At 59.6% G+C, this 15,639-nt stretch carries 20 protein-coding genes and 1 tRNA gene; 14 read left to right on the forward strand and 7 right to left on the reverse strand.

Annotated features, from left to right (window positions below):
* Positions 1-17 precede the first annotated feature (17 nt).
* From IEV64_RS04755 to IEV64_RS04770, 4 genes are all read left to right on the forward strand, one after another.
* Positions 18-830 carry a DUF8063 family protein gene (locus IEV64_RS04755; protein WP_188423309.1) on the forward strand — a complete coding sequence of 271 codons (813 nt, stop codon included), beginning with the start codon at positions 18-20 and terminating at the stop codon, positions 828-830.
* Positions 827-1,582 (forward strand): hypothetical protein, encoded by a 756-nt coding sequence (locus IEV64_RS04760; protein WP_188423310.1) that lies wholly within the window; start codon positions 827-829, stop codon positions 1,580-1,582. The genes IEV64_RS04755 and IEV64_RS04760 overlap by 4 nt, the downstream gene beginning before the upstream one ends.
* On the forward strand, positions 1,575-2,681 hold the full coding sequence (locus IEV64_RS04765) for a hypothetical protein (protein ID WP_188423311.1): 1,107 nt from the start codon (positions 1,575-1,577) through the stop codon (positions 2,679-2,681). The genes IEV64_RS04760 and IEV64_RS04765 overlap by 8 nt, the downstream gene beginning before the upstream one ends.
* Before the next feature lie 264 nt (positions 2,682-2,945).
* A complete protein-coding gene (locus IEV64_RS04770) occupies positions 2,946-3,938 on the forward strand; it encodes a BsuBI/PstI family type II restriction endonuclease (protein ID WP_188423312.1) in 993 nt (330 codons plus the stop codon).
* Here the strand turns inward: IEV64_RS04770 and IEV64_RS04775 are convergent.
* Entirely contained in the window at positions 3,935-5,617 is a 1,683-nt protein-coding gene (locus IEV64_RS04775; protein ID WP_188423313.1) for an HsdM family class I SAM-dependent methyltransferase, read from the reverse strand. The two genes, IEV64_RS04770 and IEV64_RS04775, sit on opposite strands and share 4 nt — an antisense overlap.
* A gap of 369 nt (positions 5,618-5,986) precedes the next feature.
* On the opposite strand from IEV64_RS04775, the gene IEV64_RS04780 reads away from it, so the two are divergent.
* On the forward strand, positions 5,987-6,229 hold the full coding sequence (locus tag IEV64_RS04780) for a hypothetical protein (RefSeq protein WP_188423314.1): 243 nt from the start codon (positions 5,987-5,989) through the stop codon (positions 6,227-6,229).
* 59 nt (positions 6,230-6,288) lie between these two features.
* On the opposite strand, the gene IEV64_RS04785 is transcribed toward IEV64_RS04780, so the two are convergent.
* On the reverse strand, positions 6,289-7,008 hold the full coding sequence (locus IEV64_RS04785; RefSeq protein ID WP_188423315.1) for a hypothetical protein: 720 nt from the start codon (positions 7,006-7,008) through the stop codon (positions 6,289-6,291).
* 295 nt (positions 7,009-7,303) lie between these two features.
* Here IEV64_RS04785 and IEV64_RS04790 point away from each other — a divergent pair, with 295 nt between their 5' ends.
* From IEV64_RS04790 to IEV64_RS04800, 3 genes are all read left to right on the forward strand, one after another.
* A complete protein-coding gene (locus IEV64_RS04790; protein ID WP_188423316.1) occupies positions 7,304-7,567 on the forward strand; it encodes a hypothetical protein in 264 nt (87 codons plus the stop codon).
* 66 nt (positions 7,568-7,633) lie between these two features.
* Entirely contained in the window at positions 7,634-7,972 is a 339-nt protein-coding gene (locus IEV64_RS04795) for a hypothetical protein (protein WP_188423317.1), read from the forward strand.
* A gap of 196 nt (positions 7,973-8,168) precedes the next feature.
* Positions 8,169-8,426 carry a hypothetical protein gene (locus tag IEV64_RS04800; protein WP_188423318.1) on the forward strand — a complete coding sequence of 86 codons (258 nt, stop codon included), beginning with the start codon at positions 8,169-8,171 and terminating at the stop codon, positions 8,424-8,426.
* Between the two features lie 22 nt (positions 8,427-8,448).
* Here the strand turns inward: IEV64_RS04800 and IEV64_RS04805 are convergent, their stop codons facing one another.
* Positions 8,449-8,835 carry a hypothetical protein gene (locus tag IEV64_RS04805; RefSeq protein WP_188423319.1) on the reverse strand — a complete coding sequence of 129 codons (387 nt, stop codon included), beginning with the start codon at positions 8,833-8,835 and terminating at the stop codon, positions 8,449-8,451.
* A gap of 269 nt (positions 8,836-9,104) precedes the next feature.
* Between IEV64_RS04805 and IEV64_RS04810 the strand changes: the two genes are divergently transcribed.
* The 6 genes from IEV64_RS04810 (at position 9,105) to IEV64_RS04835 (ending at position 12,590) form a co-directional block, all read left to right on the forward strand.
* Positions 9,105-9,239 (forward strand) — tRNA-Val (locus IEV64_RS04810).
* Between the two features lie 141 nt (positions 9,240-9,380).
* Positions 9,381-9,533, forward strand: coding sequence for a hypothetical protein (locus IEV64_RS04815; protein ID WP_188423320.1), 153 nt, complete (start codon positions 9,381-9,383; stop codon positions 9,531-9,533).
* On the forward strand, positions 9,533-10,147 hold the full coding sequence (locus IEV64_RS04820) for a site-specific integrase (RefSeq protein ID WP_188423321.1): 615 nt from the start codon (positions 9,533-9,535) through the stop codon (positions 10,145-10,147). The genes IEV64_RS04815 and IEV64_RS04820 overlap by 1 nt, the downstream gene beginning before the upstream one ends.
* A 57-nt stretch (positions 10,148-10,204) precedes the next feature.
* Positions 10,205-10,567: a hypothetical protein gene (locus IEV64_RS04825; RefSeq protein WP_188423322.1), complete on the forward strand. Its 363-nt coding sequence runs from the start codon at positions 10,205-10,207 to the stop codon at positions 10,565-10,567.
* A gap of 311 nt (positions 10,568-10,878) precedes the next feature.
* Positions 10,879-11,016, forward strand: a complete 138-nt coding sequence (locus tag IEV64_RS04830; protein WP_188423323.1) for a hypothetical protein — start codon at positions 10,879-10,881, stop codon at positions 11,014-11,016.
* 470 nt (positions 11,017-11,486) lie between these two features.
* Positions 11,487-12,590, forward strand: a complete 1,104-nt coding sequence (locus IEV64_RS04835; protein ID WP_188423324.1) for a hypothetical protein — start codon at positions 11,487-11,489, stop codon at positions 12,588-12,590.
* 47 nt (positions 12,591-12,637) lie between these two features.
* Here the strand turns inward: IEV64_RS04835 and IEV64_RS04840 are convergent, their stop codons facing one another.
* From IEV64_RS04840 to IEV64_RS04855, 4 genes are all read right to left on the reverse strand, one after another.
* A complete protein-coding gene (locus tag IEV64_RS04840) occupies positions 12,638-12,844 on the reverse strand; it encodes a hypothetical protein (protein WP_188423325.1) in 207 nt (68 codons plus the stop codon).
* A 40-nt stretch (positions 12,845-12,884) separates the two neighbouring features.
* Entirely contained in the window at positions 12,885-13,439 is a 555-nt protein-coding gene (locus IEV64_RS04845) for a helix-turn-helix domain-containing protein (protein WP_188423326.1), read from the reverse strand.
* Positions 13,440-13,879: 440 nt separating this feature from the next.
* Entirely contained in the window at positions 13,880-14,269 is a 390-nt protein-coding gene (fer, locus tag IEV64_RS04850; RefSeq protein ID WP_004968720.1) for a ferredoxin Fer, read from the reverse strand.
* Positions 14,270-14,409: 140 nt separating this feature from the next.
* Entirely contained in the window at positions 14,410-15,531 is a 1,122-nt protein-coding gene (locus IEV64_RS04855; RefSeq protein WP_188423619.1) for an inorganic phosphate transporter, read from the reverse strand.
* Between the last annotated feature and the right edge of the window lie 108 nt (positions 15,532-15,639).

Raw genomic sequence — 15,639 nt, forward strand, 5'->3', positions numbered from 1 at the left:
ATCTTATTATTTACACTATGACGACAGTAGTACGAGCCGTTGCAGTCGCTCTGCTCCTGTCGCTCGTGGTCTCCGCGTCCGTCCCGGTCGGCGCGCAGGAGGGGACGACCACTCCTACGACGCCGCCGAACGAGACGACGACCTCCACCCCGACGGCGACTCCCACGGAGACGCCGACACCGGACAACGGAGGTGAGACGCAGACCCCGGGCGGCGGGCAGGCCGACGGATTGAACGTGACCGCCGAAGACCTGTGGAAGGTCTTCAAAGAGAGCGAGGACGCCGAGAAGCCGTCCGAGAACAGGATTCTCAAGCAAATCGGACCGAACCTCTACGTCACCGACGCCGAGTGGGACAACGACGCCGGACTCGTCGAGGTCACTATTCGTGCCCGGGTGACGACGCGCGTCACCATCACGGACGCCACAGGGGTATTTAACGGAGACAACGTTGGAGACAAACAGTCTGTGACCGTCCCGCGCGGGACCTACACGCTCGTCCTTCCAGCCACGCCATCTGACCAAGACCCTACCTATCAGGCAATCTCATTCGACCCGGGCGATGGCCACGTCTATGGATTGGAAAGCAAGGATTCGCCCGATGGTGGTCAGACGTTCTTCGACAGTAATCGCCCTATGTGGGTCTGGTTCCTGTACTTCGCTGGTGGGTTCCTCGCCCTCGGCGCACTCTCGTTCGTCTACCGTCTCCGCAAAATGGACACGGGGACGCCGTACACGAGCGACGGCATCAAGCTCCCGAAGAGATTCCGATTCGGCATCGAGGCGGTCGAGGATGACGATGAGCACGAGAAGGACGGTGAGAGTGCATGACGCCACAGAACAACGTCAAGGGCATCGTAGACGGGCGTCGGAGTCGGCTGGAGGTCATCCTCCGGTTCATCACCGATTGGCGTTACATCCTCGTCCTCGGCGGTCTCGTAGCGTGGGCTGGGGCCGCGTTCGGGTACTGGACGCTTCCCGAGTTCACCGACGTACACAAAATCACCCTGCTCGGGGGCGTCGGCGGTTGGTTCGGTATCAAGTACGGCATCTGGCCCATCGCCAAGGGCCGTATCCGCTCGACGGACGTGGAGGTCGAGCTAATCGGGCTCGACAACAACGTCCTTGACACCATCTTCATCCCCGAAGACGAGTGGATTGAGTACACCATCGTCGGCGGGTCGATGCGGGACAAGCACAAGCTCTCCGGGCGCACGAAGTTCGCCGCTCGTGGCATCGACACCGAGGAGAAGCTCATCGTGCCGGACGGGGACCGTCCCGAAGACCCGGACATCCCCGACCACCTCCAAATTCTGGGTGCCGGTGCGAAGGAACTGTACAACAAGCTCAAGGGTCCTGCTCTGGACGAGTTCCGTCAGAAGAGGCGGCAGGTTCGAGAGCGCACCGTCATCAAGGAGGAGGCGAAGTTCGAGGAGCAAATCGAGCAGGCCGAGACGATGGAGAACATCGGACGCGGCGACATCGAGGTTACCGATACAACCGAGGTGGACGCCGACCGCAAGGCTGGTGAAATCGTCCTTGATGCCGTGAAGCGGGGCAACCCGGGTGACGACGATGAGTAGTGACGCGGCGGACTGGGCCGTCCAAGAACTCCGGCGCGCGCTCCGCAAGAAGGCCGCCGAGGACGAACCCGGGGCAATCCCCGAGACACTCAGCGCACCCACGAAGGAGACGCTGGCGTTCCTCGTGGACTTCCTCACGGCGTACCGGCTGTACGGCAAGCAGTCCAACGTGCTCCCCGACGACTACCGAGAGTCAGTCAAGTACCGCTGGCTGATGGACCGCCTCGAATCGCAACTCGCACACGATGCGAACATGCACGGGAAGTCATCTGTGATGCGCGGCATCTCCGGGCGGCAGGACGAGCGCATCGACGCGTCGTCGTTCCCGTTCCTGAAGACGGTCGAGGAGTTGTTCAAGCCCGACGACAGAGACCATATGCTCAATCTGGTCATCTACGCTCCGCCGCCTCCGGTCGGACCGACGGGTGTTGGCAAAACCGACTTCGGCTACTCGGTCATCGACGCGGCGCGGATGATTCACCCGGGAGGCCTGACGGTGGCCTCGAACAACACGTCCGACCCGTTCGAGGATGTCGAGTCGTGGACGGAGCTAGAAGCGTGGCTGGAGGCCACGGACGGAACGAAGCTGTTCCTCTGGGACGAGGCCGCCCAAGTCCTCCAGTTCGACGACATCGACTCGGGTCGAGAACTCTCCCGACTCATCAAGCTCCTCCGCAAGTACGACTGCCATCTCATCGTCATCGGGCACACCGGGAAGGACATCCCCAAGGACATCCGCCGGATGGTGCTGTTCGCACTCAAGGAGTCCAAGAAGAAGGCTGTCATCGGCGCGGGCCTCAAGGAAGACAACGTGGGCTGGATGCAGATTAAGAACGTCCTCTACCGCCTCAACAACATCCGCGCAACCACCATCGAGTACGATAGCATCGGGGACAAGGGCCGATTCGTGTTCGACCGAGAGGACGCGGTGGACGCGCGGGCCGACCCGGGTGACGACGTGGACGACACGTACCACCAGTGCCAAGCGACCACGAAGAAGGGTGACCAGTGCGGGAAGGAAGCTCGGTATCCCCGAGGAGAGCCCATCTACTGTGGAACCCATCGGAGCAAGCTCAACGACGACGAAAACGACGATTGAGCCGAATCCGCACGCACGCGTGGGCGCGTAGGGCAGTTCGGACATACACACACCTGTCCCCTGCACCGGGGGCACTCGTCGTCGTTGAACACGCGTTGAACTACTACATTCGCTCACACAGGCATGGATAACCAAATCTGACGCGCTGAATCAGGGGTAATTGCGTGCAGAGGATACTCAAAACCACGTTTGTTCGTCAGATGTGGCCACATCGAACATGAATAGTCCGGCAGGTTCATGCACTGCCACTGAAATGTGGTCCGTATGTCTGGCGAGTCTGCGGACGGCATCGACTACGACCTATCTGAGGCCCAAATTCGGCGGGCTCTACGAGAGTACGGCGTCCAGAAGAGCGAGATGAACAGTATGATGCTGGCGGTAATGCGTCTCATCACCTCTCGGGAGTTCTACGAAGACTACGATACTCGATACAATCTCCCCGATTATGCGTTCCAGCCGACGACCATCATCGAGGCAGGTGGCTACAGGGAAAACACGCGGGAGAGCGTACGGAAAGACGCGCTGAAGCCTCTCCGAGAGAAGGGTGTCCTCGGATACGACGAGCCGGTTCCGAACAGTCCGAAGACGCACTACTTCCTCGCACAAGAGTTCCGTGAGTACCTGAACAACGCGGAACTGGAGGAGGTCATCAGCGAACCCGACCCCGTGGAAGACGGCGGTCGAACGGTCTCGCTCCCGTACCACGACGAAGAACTACACCGCGCGGCGGGCGAACACGCCGAACTGATTGCCGACGGCCTGCGAGACCTCGTTCCGCGACTGGCCGAGTCGCCGGTCCTCGTTCACGAGGGGCTGGACAAGTCCGAGCGAGAGGACATCGAGGCAAAGGAACTACCCATCAGCTTCGATGGGCTCTCGTTCCGGCTCTCGGTGTACCCGGACGCTATCGCCTACGACGAGGCGAATCAAGTTCTGTACCTGTTGGAGTCGGTAACGAGCCGTGGGCCGTTCACCGACCGCCGCATCCAAACGCTCCTTGACGACCTGAACGAGCGGAGACAGGGAATCGATGGTTGGAGCGACGGGTCGGACGGCCCCGCCAGCTTCCGCGTGGTGTTCATCACGATGTTCCCCGACGTGGGACGCTTCCGAACCCACTTGATGAAGATTGGCGGCGGCTCGTACATCTGGCTCTCTGACCACCCGGGAGACCTCCGAGCGTTCGGGAAACACGATACCAGCGGTGACGAGCCCGCCGGAGACGAACTCGTGTACCAACACGAGGTCGAACTCTAACTGCCCTTACTCAGCGATTCGTCGATGGCGAGGTCGAGCGCCTCCCGAATCTCCTCTCGCTCCACGTCGCTGAACCCAAGGACGGAGTACACGGCCTCGTCGAGGACACTCCGGTCTTCGGACTCGACGAACTCGTCGAACGCATCGACCAGCGTCTCCAACTCGTCGTCGGTGCGGGCGGCGAGGTCGAGCGTCTGGATGGTCTTCGATGACGAGACGTTCAGGTCACACACGCCGCCACCGTACACCTGCCCGGCGAGGCGGAGACAGAGTTCCCCGAGGTGGGAATTCAGGTAGGCGAGAAGTGGCTTGAGATACCGCTCATCCTTGACTGTCGTGGCGAGGAAGTTCTCGTTCGGCACCACGGCGTCGGCGTTCCAGACGGCGGTGTAGTTCTGGTACACGCGCCGAGGGAGTAGAATTTCCGAGGGGAGCCGACTCACGGCCTCATCGGTGAGGTCGTACCACGGGTCACGACTGGCGTTGCGGATGCGAGTCTTGTTGTGGAGGCCGTCGTACGTCTCGTCGCTATACCGCTTCTCCACCGTCCGGTTCTCCGCCGCCTCGATGTACTCCAGCGCGGCGGTCCCCGCCAGTTCCTCCTTCGAGGTTGGGCACCAGAAGACGCGGTACGAGCAATCTTCCGCTCGAACGACGGGCGACTGGTGGTCACGGGACGAGTACGCAATCGGACGGAGGTACTCATCCTCGATGTCGTCCCGCGCGGCGTCGTTTTCTTCGATGATGTAGAAGTCCTTTGCAAGCGTCTGAACGCCAATCATCGGGGTTGCGAACTCCGAGAGCGGAACGAAATCTTCGCTCCCCTTGATGGCCTCAAACACGTCCGGCGCGCGGAGCCAGATGTCCCAGTAGTCCTCCGGTCCGAGCGCGCGCTGGGGAACCCGGGCGGCCTGCACCGCCGTATCGGTCAGGTCGTCGAGCGACTTCGACCCGCTTCCGTCGAAGATGTCGGTACTGTCGGCCTGCACGAACCGAACGTCGTTCGTAGCGGGCATCCGAATCGTGTTCTCCCGCTTCTCTGCGAGGATGCAGACGGCGTTCGCAAGGTCATCAAAAACGCGCTCTTGGAACCCGATGAGGCCGTGGACGTAGAATTCGTTCAGGAGGAACCGCTTGAACTCCTCGCCGTACTTCCGCTTCATCCACGAGTTCGACACAATCATCGCCATCTTCCCACCGGGAGCGAGGAACTCCGTCGCCTGAAGTAGGAAGTAGACGTAGAGGTCGCTCTGGTCAGAGAAATTGTACTCGTTGGAGAACTGTTCGATGACGTTCTCAGCGTTCTCGAAGCGATGGCGGATGACGTACGGCGGGTTCCCGACGAGGGCATCCACCTCGGGAAAGTCCGCTTCGAATATGTTCTCAACGCCGACGTGCGGGAACTCCGCGCCGGTCTGTTCCCGCGCCGATTCTTGGAGCGTCTCAACGGCCTCCTCGTCGATGTCCGCCCCGTAAATCTGCCCTCGGGCGGCGTCCTCGGACGCACCGAGGTCGAGGAGGCGGTCGTACGCATCGAACACGAAGCGTCCCTCCCCGACGGAGGGCTCCAATACCGTATCACTCGAATCACGGACAGCCCACTCCACGAGGAAAGATGAGACGGATTCGGGAGTGTAGGTCTGTCCGCGCTGTTTCTGTTCCGAGGCCACGTTACTCATACCGAGAATCTGGTCCTACAAATACCCGGGGCATCGGACGCGGTACTGGATGTCGGTATCCTAGAGATTATTATTCGTGTCGCTTCCACACCGTCTATGCCGAACTGTCCGTGGTGTGCGGCACACTTCCCAAAAGGAGGGACCATTTCAACTCATATCCGTGGTTGTCAGGAAAAACCCGATTTCGATAACCTATTCGAGAGGGTAGCACGGATAGAAGACAGACTGACGCGGATTGAAGAAGAGTTGGATATGGACCACGAGTGACGGTAAATCCGGGCCCGTACGTAGTTATTGCCACCGAAAATCGTCTACGAGGAACTGACTGCGCGCGGAACAGTTTTATCGCCTAACACACTCGGTTCGAGTATGAGTGGCGACCGTCTTTTCCAGTACGTCGTCGGCGCGGTCGGGACGACCATCATGGTGCTGGTCGTCATCGTCTTCTTCGATACGCTCCTCGCCTCGCCCGCCGCCCTCCAACCGGGCGACCCGTTCTATCCTGTCCAGCAGAACCTCGTTGAGACTGTGGCCACAATCCTCCCTTGGCTCGTGCCCGGTGCAATTGGGGCCGCCATCGTGGTCGTCGCTACTCTCCGTGACGGGTTCTGACCACGATGGGGCTTTCTCTTACTGATACGTATCCGACGTGCAGGGATGACCGAACCCAGTCAGATTCCGAGGAAACGCTTGACAACGCGTCTGAAAATGTGTGCTTCTGGTGCGTCCTCCCCGATGTGGTCGTACACGAGTTCGTCGAAAGCCTCTTCTAATTCCATCTCACCTGTCAATACCTTCTCGATGAGTTCCTCTCCGAGTTCGTATCCGAACACGAACTCGCCTTTGAGGTAGCTCACGAGTATGATTTTGTGGATGACGGCTTCGTTCGTTAGTAGCATCCGGTTCCACCCCTGCTGAAACCCCAGCGTGGCGGTGGGCCAGTTGTACAAATACAAGATTTCCTCCTCATCCTCGTCTACCAATTCGCCGGAGTAGGCAAGCGTATCGACGACGACCGAGCGTAGGAACATCGAAATCGGGAACACCAGCAGATATACAGATAATAGGATGGCGAGCCCACCGAGGATGGTAAACGAGCCAACGAAGAGAGCGAGTGCGCTACCGCTGACACCAATCAGAATCTCCCCGATGGTATGTCTCCGTCGGATTTCGGTCCTCGTGCGCTTAATATCCGAGAGCAACTCCGCCTTCTTCGGTGCCTCTTCAGACACTTCGATTCCACGAACGTACTTCAAACGCATGTCTCGCCTGAATCCCACCATCTCGTCACCGACACTACTGTGGAAGACCCTTCGAATACGGGAGAGGCCGAAGCCGCGTGTGAGTACATAATCTCCAACACGCGGGGCAAAGGTTGAGATGACAATCATACCAGAAACGAGCTTGCTCTGCATATCGATTTTCAACAGGGCAAATACCGGCTTTAGAAGCCGTCCGGCGAACAGCAGTACTCCGAGTACGGACCCTACAACGAGGACTAACGCCTGTTCATACAACCGATACCGAGGGGCAGGGAGACAGCTTAGAAAAACCACGAACAACAAAATGCCTAGTATGTGGTCAATCACTATCGTTAATAGATGCGATGAGCCTACATGAAGTCTACTCCGCGTGCTAGACTTTTAGCGACGGTGCTCTCTTACTGACCTCTCTCGAACACGTAGTATGGCCATCATCCGACGCGGCGAGAAGCGCACTTGGGCGTCCCCCGGCGAGAGCGCGGCCTACGTCTTCGTAGGAGTTGACGGAGATACCCACTTCGGGGACGAGGACTCTGAGGACGAAACGGAGATGGTCGCCATCTCGCCGGACGACACGACCGAGGTGGTCTGCCTCCTGCTCGACCGCGCGGGGTTCGATGATGTTGCAGGTGCCCGTGATGCGCTCGTCGAGTGGCAGGCGGAGTTCGAGCGCCCGGGGTCGGATTAGTTCCACATATCGGACATCGTTTCGACCCGTGACGCCACTTATAATCCTATCAGATAGTGTATATGTATGGATTCACAGGACGAGAAGCGACTGGAGCAGGTTCGAGAGTTGGAGGAGGCGGTCCTCCGTGTGAACCCGGGCTGGGTCCCGAACGAAGACCCGCTCGTTGAGGTCGTCGAAGACCCCGACTACGAAGGGCGGGTAGTGGCCGCCTGCCACGCCTACCGAATGGTCGGTACCGGGGAGAACCGAGACGACGCACTGGTCGAGCTACACAAGAAGCTGGGGCAACTGCAGGTCGTGGCAGGTGGATTTCCGTGCCCTGAACCGCTCAACTCGGCCATCGTAGCGACGAACCGCCTCGTATGTGACGACAACCTCGACAGCGTGGACTACGAACGATGATGGGGAAATCGAACATCAAGCGAGTGCATATCGAGGGACTATCCGAGGCTGACGAGGTTCGAATTATCGTAGACGACGAGATTGAGCCGAAAAGCATAGAATGGGAGATATTGGACCCTCCAGAAGCTCGTCAAGATGAAGAAGAACCATTCTCAGTAATCACCCTGTCTCTGATTCCGTGGTCGGGGGAATCTCGATGAAGCACGCGTTCTACATCGTCGTCGAATCCGTTCGGATGGTGCTGGTGACGATTACGCTGGCTATCGTCATCCTGCTCCACATCCTCGACATCGGTGACGAAGTTGAACCGACGTGGGAGCCGACGCCGCCAAAGCACGCGTTCGTCGGGCCGACGTGGACGGACGCAGACGGGTTCACGTACTACTTCATCTCTGAACCAGTTGAGGGCTCGTGGTCTGGTCGCCCTCGGGTCGTCGTTCGCCCGTGCGGGTAGCCCGGGTTGCGTGGCTTGCCGGTTAGTCCAGAGCGCCCTCGTTCAATCGGTAGTATATCCTATCATCAAAAACGGCTTCGTCACCCATCTTTTCGGCCACTTGCTCATATTCCGCTTCGTTTCGGGTTATCTCGGCAATTGTGTCTACCCTAAATCTGCGCTTATCAAGTATCCCTTCCTCAACCAGTGACTCCATAACGGATGTGATTAGCGCAGTTTTCTGATTAATTATCTGGGCGTGCATAATATATTCCACATCTATCGAGCTACCCGTAGGGAATTCCAACTCGGGAAACAGTTCTCCCCTCATCTCTGCCGGTGTCCAGATAGCACCCTCGTTTTCCTCCAACACCTGAATAACCCTCTCTCTCAGCGAAGGTACGGGTTCACCACGGGACCAATCTACCATACCAGATGATTTTCCCCGGCGAATGAAAAGATATTCGCACTGTGCCGTGCCGTTCCACTTGTTCTACATCGACATCGGTTCGAAGAAGAACCTAAGCACTCCAACAGCTTACACTATGTTGACGTACTCCGACCGCGCGCGTATCTGACCTGCGGCGTCACAGCCAGAAAATGCGCTGTAGTGCGGTTGGAGACTGTGGCGGCGGTGAACGACAAGGTGACGTGGCACTCCTAAATGCGCGTCAGGTAATCCTCAGTGCCGTTGCCGCACGAGCAGAAGTTGAATTCGGAGCAACCCCGGGCGAACGTGTACACTGCGCCCACGGCTCGGTTGGACTCTCGAACGGGACTGTAGGCCGAACCACGGCAACACCGGGAACGCGGGTTCGAATCCCGCCTGCTCGATACGTCTGATTATGACCCATTTTCCGACGCTGACCGTTCACACAGCCCCGTTTTTCGCTCGTTGACGCACCAAACCCCTACTCTCACGAACTCGTGGGAGCACCTATAGTCCCATTTCCCGAATATTCTGGTAGATACGACATGGCTGAACCAAGCTACGATTGGGACGAGAATGGTGGTGAAATCAAACTGGAGTACGATGACCTCCGAGACCTGTTTACCGACGGAGGAGTGCAAGTGGTCCTCGTTGGAGAGCACCGGAACTACTACCCGACCATCACGGTGAAGCGATAATGCAGATTGAACCGATGCCCAACAGCGAGGGCGAGTACCGTTGCTGGCTCAGCGAGAGCGAACAGAGCCGCCTCGCCTCGTACTACGCGGAAGACCTCCAGCGAGAGGTGGCCGTCCGACTCATGCTCTCCGGGCTCCGCTCCGACGAGGTGACGCGCGTGGCGAAGCAGGACGTGCGGAAACTCGACGCTGACGACGAAGCGTACAAACTCCGCATCTGGGCGTCGAAGACCGGCTACCGAGAGTGCCCCATCAGCGAGCGCCTGAAGACACTCGTCTACGCGCTGTCGTCCGCGCAGGGAACGCGCGGCGGTCGGGCCGACAAGCCCGTGTGCGACGTGACCACGAAGACCCTCTCCCGATGGGTGGACGAGGCAGTCGAAGCGATTGCCGACGAGACTGGCAACGACGACTGGCGCAAGGTGTCGTGCCATGACCTCAGACGTAGCTGGGCAACATCGACGTACTACAAGCTCTTCGCCAGCCCTGTTGCCCTCGACCTCGTGCGACGCTGGGGCGGATGGTCCGACGCCGAGACGTTCCGAGCGAATTATTTGGGCCGTGAGCCCGACGACCTCGCCGCCCGGTTGATGACCGACGCCGGACTCGCATGAAAATCGAACGACCATATAGACAAATTGATATATCGGGGCCGTCCGTTGGTGGGGTCGATGTCCGACGATACAGAAGACGAGCGGCCCGATTTCATCCGAACAAATCACGAAGACCAGTACCCTGACGATGCCCGGGACGCGCTCGACGACGAGGACGAACCGGACGAACCCGGCAACGAACTCGGTACTGAAGGTGACGAAGGATGGGAGGAAGATATGGACACCAGCTACGACGTTCCCGACCGTTCAACAATCAGTCCCGAGGAGTTAATCGAGGCGAGACCGGGAACTCTCGTCTGTCACGAGTGCGAGGAAGAAATGCACATCAAGACAGGTTCGTCATCACACGACTGCGAGTGCGGCCACTCATGGAGGGTTATCTGCGTCCCGGCGGGAGTGATGGACGAGACCAGACCGTGACGCCACTTAAGAGGTCAACGAGACTACATTAGAACGCGGCGAGAGCCGCCTTGACAGCACCGTCTAACGACCAAATCTGTCGAAGAACATCACCGAGCGCGGTCACATCGTTCACCTCTTCCCGCAGACGCGCGCTCGACCTCGCCCGGGCTCCCTCCGGCCCGGGCACCATTCATGTGCTACCACCGCGTCCGCTGTGCGGAAGCACCGGGGGACTCGCTTTCTACCGCAGTACCACACCAATTCACAGATTTACTGAGTTGGTGACTCAGACAAGCAATATTTAAGCACTCATAAAATAATTGATATGTATGAACGTACCAGAGAACGTCCGACTGGCCGTCCGAGCAGAGAGCGTGGAGAGCATCACGACGTGGGAGACCGGCGAGGATGACGATGACGAGCCGGACCACCCCGACGACCAGCGTAACGACGAGTGGGGTTGGTAGGGACGCCCCCTGCAACTCGGATTTTCTTTTTCTCGCCCTGTTCTGACGAAGCCGTCCGAACCCCATCCGTGCCGATTCCCCCAAACCACCGTTTTCAGCCGTCCCAGCGGTTCGGGGCGTGGCTGTTACATTCCTTGTCTACTCCAGCTACTACTACTACAATATCTAATTAACACTTAACTAACTACTTACTACTACTAACTCACATTCTTACTGTGAGTGGTGTTCTGGCGAGTATCGACCGGCTGACTCTGCCAGTCCTGTGCGACCCTCCCTCGGATTCGGCGGCTCACCCCGAGAAAAAGAAAATCGGGTTGACCTGCTCCAACCCCTCCATGAATTGAGTTACAACCACCAAAACCCTCGAATCTGGGCGTTTTAGGCGTGTGAGTTATCGCTCCAAGATTGTCCTAACTCACTTTCCAAACGGGAGAACACCTATATGGTATCTTTCCTGATATGTATGTACTATGATAGACTCAACCATCTATCTGAACGAGGAATCGGAGCGTAAGCAGGTCTCTATGCCCGTCTGGGCGTATGAGGCTCTGAAGCGAGCGGCGAACGGCACGGCGATGACCAAGGGTCTCGTTGCGTATGAGGCTCTCCTCCTTGAGAACGACAAGTACGAGGACGCTTTCACTGCGATTGAGTCCGAGGTCGATGACCAGTTCGTCGATGTGGTCGGCACGGATTCGCTGGCGTTCCTCCAAAAAAAGAAATTCGCCGCGCGGTCTGAGGGCATCGACGAACTCGTCCGGCGCGTCGCTGATGGCGACCCTCACGAGACTGCCGAGCGAGTCAACTTGCATCTGCCCGTGAGTTTGACCGCTCAGATGGAGGGACGCGGACTCGGCTCGGAGATAGCTCACGCTCTGGCGGGAGTCCAAATCGCCCCGTGGTCGTCTCGCATCGAACGGTGCGACATCAAGCGGCAACTCATCACCCACGCCCGGGGCGACCACGTTGCCGACCCGCACCCGTTCGTGGAGGCCGTGATGGCCGAGGACCCGTCGCACTGGGACATCGACCCGATGCTCCCCGACTTTGAGTTCGACAACTGGTGGGAGTCCCCCAACGTCACATTCGACCTCATCCACCAGCGCGGCACGGAAATCCCGAACACGCACACGTGGCGAGTCCCTGCACTCCAAGCGGCTGTCAACAACGCAGAGGGAGCGGTCACTCGGTCTGATGTTGTCGATGCCGCTATGGACGGGATGCATGTCTCCACGCCTGAGACTGCGCGCAAGTACGCCGACCGGATTGACTTCAGCGAGTCCGGCGGCGTCGAAGTGGACTTCGTGGCTGACGGCCTCACTCAGCTTGCGGAGATGGCCCGTGACAAGATGCCGGACGGTCATCCGAAGGAGAACCTCCCCGCACACGAGCTTCTCCTAATTGACGAGGAAGTCTATGACGTGGATGGTGCATATCCATCGGAAGAGGATGCCCGGGATGCGCTGGAGTCCGTTCGTTATATGACTGATGCGGGGTCTGCGTCTGCACCGTTCCAGACGAAGGCGAACGCGGCGTTCTTCCAGTGGCTGGACCGTGAAATCGAAGCCCTCTAACGCACTTCTCGGATTTCGTAATTGGGTTTTGTGCCAGTAAAAATCAGCTACTCCTCCTTCTCGCCCTCTGCAAACTCGATGTAGTCCCGCATCGCTCCTGCTGGCCACAGATAATCGTGACCATCCCGCCGGAGCCAACCCTGCTCGACCAGTTCGTCGATGGTGTCGTCGTCGGGAGCTTCGCCCGGGATGAGATAGCCTCGGGTCAGAAGTGTTTGCCATGCAACGTCCCAGCGGTCTGTGTTCGGGAACATACTGAAAACAACGCGTAGCGACCTCAAAGGGGGTCTCTCGCTACTCGGCGTCCACGTCCTCGAAGTGGTCGGCCAGACTGTCCACACCGGGGACGTACCGTTCGATGACGGAGCGAATCCCTCGCAGGTACGTCTCCGCCGCCTCGTGCCACTCGTACACGTACGAGCGGAAGTCCTCGAATTCGTCTCGCTCCACCACATCCTTCCCCCGGGCGTCGTAGGCGGCGGCCTTCTGGGACTCCCGAAGCCGCCGGAGTTCCTCCTGCATCTCTCTGAACTCCTGTGCGCTCACCTCGTGGGAGTCCGGTTCCTCGTGGATGATGAACTTTGCCGCCGCGCCGAGCCCGCGTTCGAGTTCCCGACGCGCACCCCCGGTGAGAGACCACTCGTACTGCTCCCCAAGGTGGGTGTCTCGCTTCACGAGGTCCACGAGCCCGAGGTCGTTGAGCTTGTTCCGGCGATACTGCACCTCTGACGGGTTGAGGCCAGTCCGTTGGCGAATCTCGTTCGTGGATGCTTCTCCGAGTTCTTGGATAGCGAGCAGGATTTCCGCGCTCTTGGGGTCTACTTGCCCCCGGATGTCTCGACGATTCATATGTGAGTTGATATGATTCCGAACCCCAAAGGTGCTTACATAATCACCAATAGAACGCCAATAATCGCTGGGTAGGTAGTATGGTGGATTATACGTGTGACCGAGCACTCACGACCCCTCTCTATGAGCCTCCCCCGTTAGCGACCTATCAGGCGAGCGTTCTGAATGAGGGGGGCGGTCTGAATGAGGTGTGTCCCTCCGACCTCGAACGACTTGTCAGGCGAGCGTTCTGAATGAGGGGTGGGTGGCCGCGCCCGGCGAGGGGCAATCCGGGGTTCCCCGTTGGGCCCGGCGCGTCGCCAGTGCGCTGGATGTATCTGGAGGTCAGTTGTTCTACAGGAACTCGGATTTCAGCTTCAGAGCGCCGTTCTCCCCCAAATAGTGTCGAAACGCGGGTGGGAGCGTACCGCGCCTGTTAAACGATTGTTTAACGTTCTGGGTTAGATGACGCGGTTCTGGAGGTAGTCGAGGTGCTTCGCGTTGTAGACGATCTTGACCTCGTCCTCGATGGGCGAACCGATGCAGGTGAGACGGACGTTCTTGTCGTTGACCTCCTCGTCGGAGAGGATCTGCTGCATGTCCATGTCGATTTCGCCCTCTTTCAGAATGGCCGCGCAGTTCGCACAGGCACCTGCGCGACAGCTGAAGGGCCAGTCGTAGCCCTGAGCCTCGGCGGCTTCCAGGATGTACTCGCCCTGGTTGACTTCCATCTCACCGTAGTCTTCAGCGTCGAGACCGGCGTCGGCCGCCTCTTCGAAGAGGTCGTCGTCGTCGAGGTCCCAGCCGTTGTCGTCGAGAACTTCGTAGTTGAGGTAGGTTACCGTGGGCATCGACAGAGGATTCGAAGGCCACCCCATTAGACTTTGCTGTTCCGTGCGCCGAATTCGATTCGCACCGCGGCGATGGCCGCCCGTTTGTTTCATTGTTGACCGTGATAGTTTCGAATCGGCCGACGCGGCGGGCGAGCGCGTCAGATAATGTCAGCCGAGAACAACGCGTACGACGCGATGGCCGAAAGCGAGGGCGTGAGCATCCAAAAGAAGATGACGCGACCGGTCGTGCCGGGGTCGAACAGGTCCTGTGCGGAGAGTTCGTCCGGCGCTTCCTCGCCCATCTTCGGGACCTCGTCCTCTCGCTCGGCGGCGAGCGCGTTGACAGACACTTTCGGGGCCTCGCCGCCGCTCAGGGCCTCGCCGATGGTGACGGTGCGGGTCGCCCGGCCCCAGCCGAGGCCGACGATGCACATCGTCGCGCTCACGGCGAGGCTGGCGGGGATGCCGATGGCCGACAGGAAGGAGATGAGCGACGCGCTCACCGTCTCGACGATGAGCGCCGCGAGGATGGGCAGTTGCGTGAGGTCGTTGCCGACGGTGTCGAGCGTCCGGCGGGCGATGGTGAACGCGCCGAGGCCGATTGCGCCGCCGGCGATGAGGATGCCCGTGTTCATTTCGAGCGCCCCGTTGCCGACGAGCGGGGCGACCGCGTTGGCGACGTTCGACGCGCCCGCCGAAAACGCCATGTAACAGGCCACGACGACGACGAGGACGGTGCTCCCGAACTCGCGGTAGGTCGTGTTCGGCCCGAGTCGCGGCCGCGGAACGCCGCCGTTTCGGTCGAGCGCGACCAGCGCGCCGGGACTCCGGTCGAGTTTGAGCCACGCGTCGAGATAGGGGTAGACGTACCGCCCGATGACCGCGCAGACCCAGAAGGCGATGACGGGCGCGACGATCCACCACGAGATGATTTCGAGCATCACGCCGGCGTCGAGCGACCCGTGGGCGAGGCCGAGACCCGCGATGGCCCCGACCGCCGTCATCGACGTGGAGGCGGGGACGCCGAAGGTGTTGGAGACCAACAGCGCGAGGCCGACGAAAAAGAGGACGGCGACGCTCGCCGCGAGCGTGAACTCGTTTTGCGGGACGATTTCGCCGCCCATCTTGGCGACGACCTCCCTCCCGAGGGTCCACCCGCCGAGGAGCGCGAACCCGGTCATCAGGGCCGCGGCGGCGAGTTTCCCGAGCACGTCGCTCCCGACCGCGGGGCCGAAGGCGACCCCCGTGGACGAGCCGCCGATGTTGAACCCGACGAACACTGCCACCAGGAGACCGACGAAGAGGAGTGCTTCTACCACGCAGTCACCTACTGGCGCGGGAATAAAAGGAACGGCGGTCGGTCGCCGGTCAGTTCGCCGCCACCGCCG

It is taken from the genome of Haloferax sulfurifontis (assembly GCF_014635105.1).
In the GTDB taxonomy this organism is placed as follows: Archaea; Halobacteriota; Halobacteria; order Halobacteriales; family Haloferacaceae; genus Haloferax; species Haloferax denitrificans.

Bases quoted from the DNA above. Each gene is read 5' to 3' on its own strand.
- IEV64_RS04815 (WP_188423320.1), top strand. From the start codon at position 9,381: ATGGCTGAACCAAGCTACGATTGGGACGAGAATGGTGGTGAAATCAAA.
- IEV64_RS04780 (WP_188423314.1), top strand. From the start codon at position 5,987: ATGAGTGGCGACCGTCTTTTCCAGTACGTCGTCGGCGCGGTCGGGACG.
- IEV64_RS04790 (WP_188423316.1), top strand. From the start codon at position 7,304: ATGGCCATCATCCGACGCGGCGAGAAGCGCACTTGGGCGTCCCCCGGC.
- IEV64_RS04755 (WP_188423309.1), top strand. From the start codon at position 18: ATGACGACAGTAGTACGAGCCGTTGCAGTCGCTCTGCTCCTGTCGCTC.
- IEV64_RS04845 (WP_188423326.1), bottom strand. From the start codon at position 13,439: ATGAATCGTCGAGACATCCGGGGGCAAGTAGACCCCAAGAGCGCGGAA.
- IEV64_RS04840 (WP_188423325.1), bottom strand. From the start codon at position 12,844: ATGTTCCCGAACACAGACCGCTGGGACGTTGCATGGCAAACACTTCTG.
- IEV64_RS04770 (WP_188423312.1), top strand. From the start codon at position 2,946: ATGTCTGGCGAGTCTGCGGACGGCATCGACTACGACCTATCTGAGGCC.
- IEV64_RS04835 (WP_188423324.1), top strand. From the start codon at position 11,487: ATGATAGACTCAACCATCTATCTGAACGAGGAATCGGAGCGTAAGCAG.
- IEV64_RS04830 (WP_188423323.1), top strand. From the start codon at position 10,879: ATGAACGTACCAGAGAACGTCCGACTGGCCGTCCGAGCAGAGAGCGTG.
- IEV64_RS04760 (WP_188423310.1), top strand. From the start codon at position 827: ATGACGCCACAGAACAACGTCAAGGGCATCGTAGACGGGCGTCGGAGT.
- fer (WP_004968720.1), bottom strand. From the start codon at position 14,269: ATGCCCACGGTAACCTACCTCAACTACGAAGTTCTCGACGACAACGGC.
- IEV64_RS04775 (WP_188423313.1), bottom strand. From the start codon at position 5,617: ATGAGTAACGTGGCCTCGGAACAGAAACAGCGCGGACAGACCTACACT.
- IEV64_RS04795 (WP_188423317.1), top strand. From the start codon at position 7,634: ATGGATTCACAGGACGAGAAGCGACTGGAGCAGGTTCGAGAGTTGGAG.
- IEV64_RS04800 (WP_188423318.1), top strand. From the start codon at position 8,169: ATGAAGCACGCGTTCTACATCGTCGTCGAATCCGTTCGGATGGTGCTG.
- IEV64_RS04765 (WP_188423311.1), top strand. From the start codon at position 1,575: ATGAGTAGTGACGCGGCGGACTGGGCCGTCCAAGAACTCCGGCGCGCG.
- IEV64_RS04820 (WP_188423321.1), top strand. From the start codon at position 9,533: ATGCAGATTGAACCGATGCCCAACAGCGAGGGCGAGTACCGTTGCTGG.
- IEV64_RS04825 (WP_188423322.1), top strand. From the start codon at position 10,205: ATGTCCGACGATACAGAAGACGAGCGGCCCGATTTCATCCGAACAAAT.
- IEV64_RS04805 (WP_188423319.1), bottom strand. From the start codon at position 8,835: ATGGTAGATTGGTCCCGTGGTGAACCCGTACCTTCGCTGAGAGAGAGG.
- IEV64_RS04785 (WP_188423315.1), bottom strand. From the start codon at position 7,008: ATGATTGTCATCTCAACCTTTGCCCCGCGTGTTGGAGATTATGTACTC.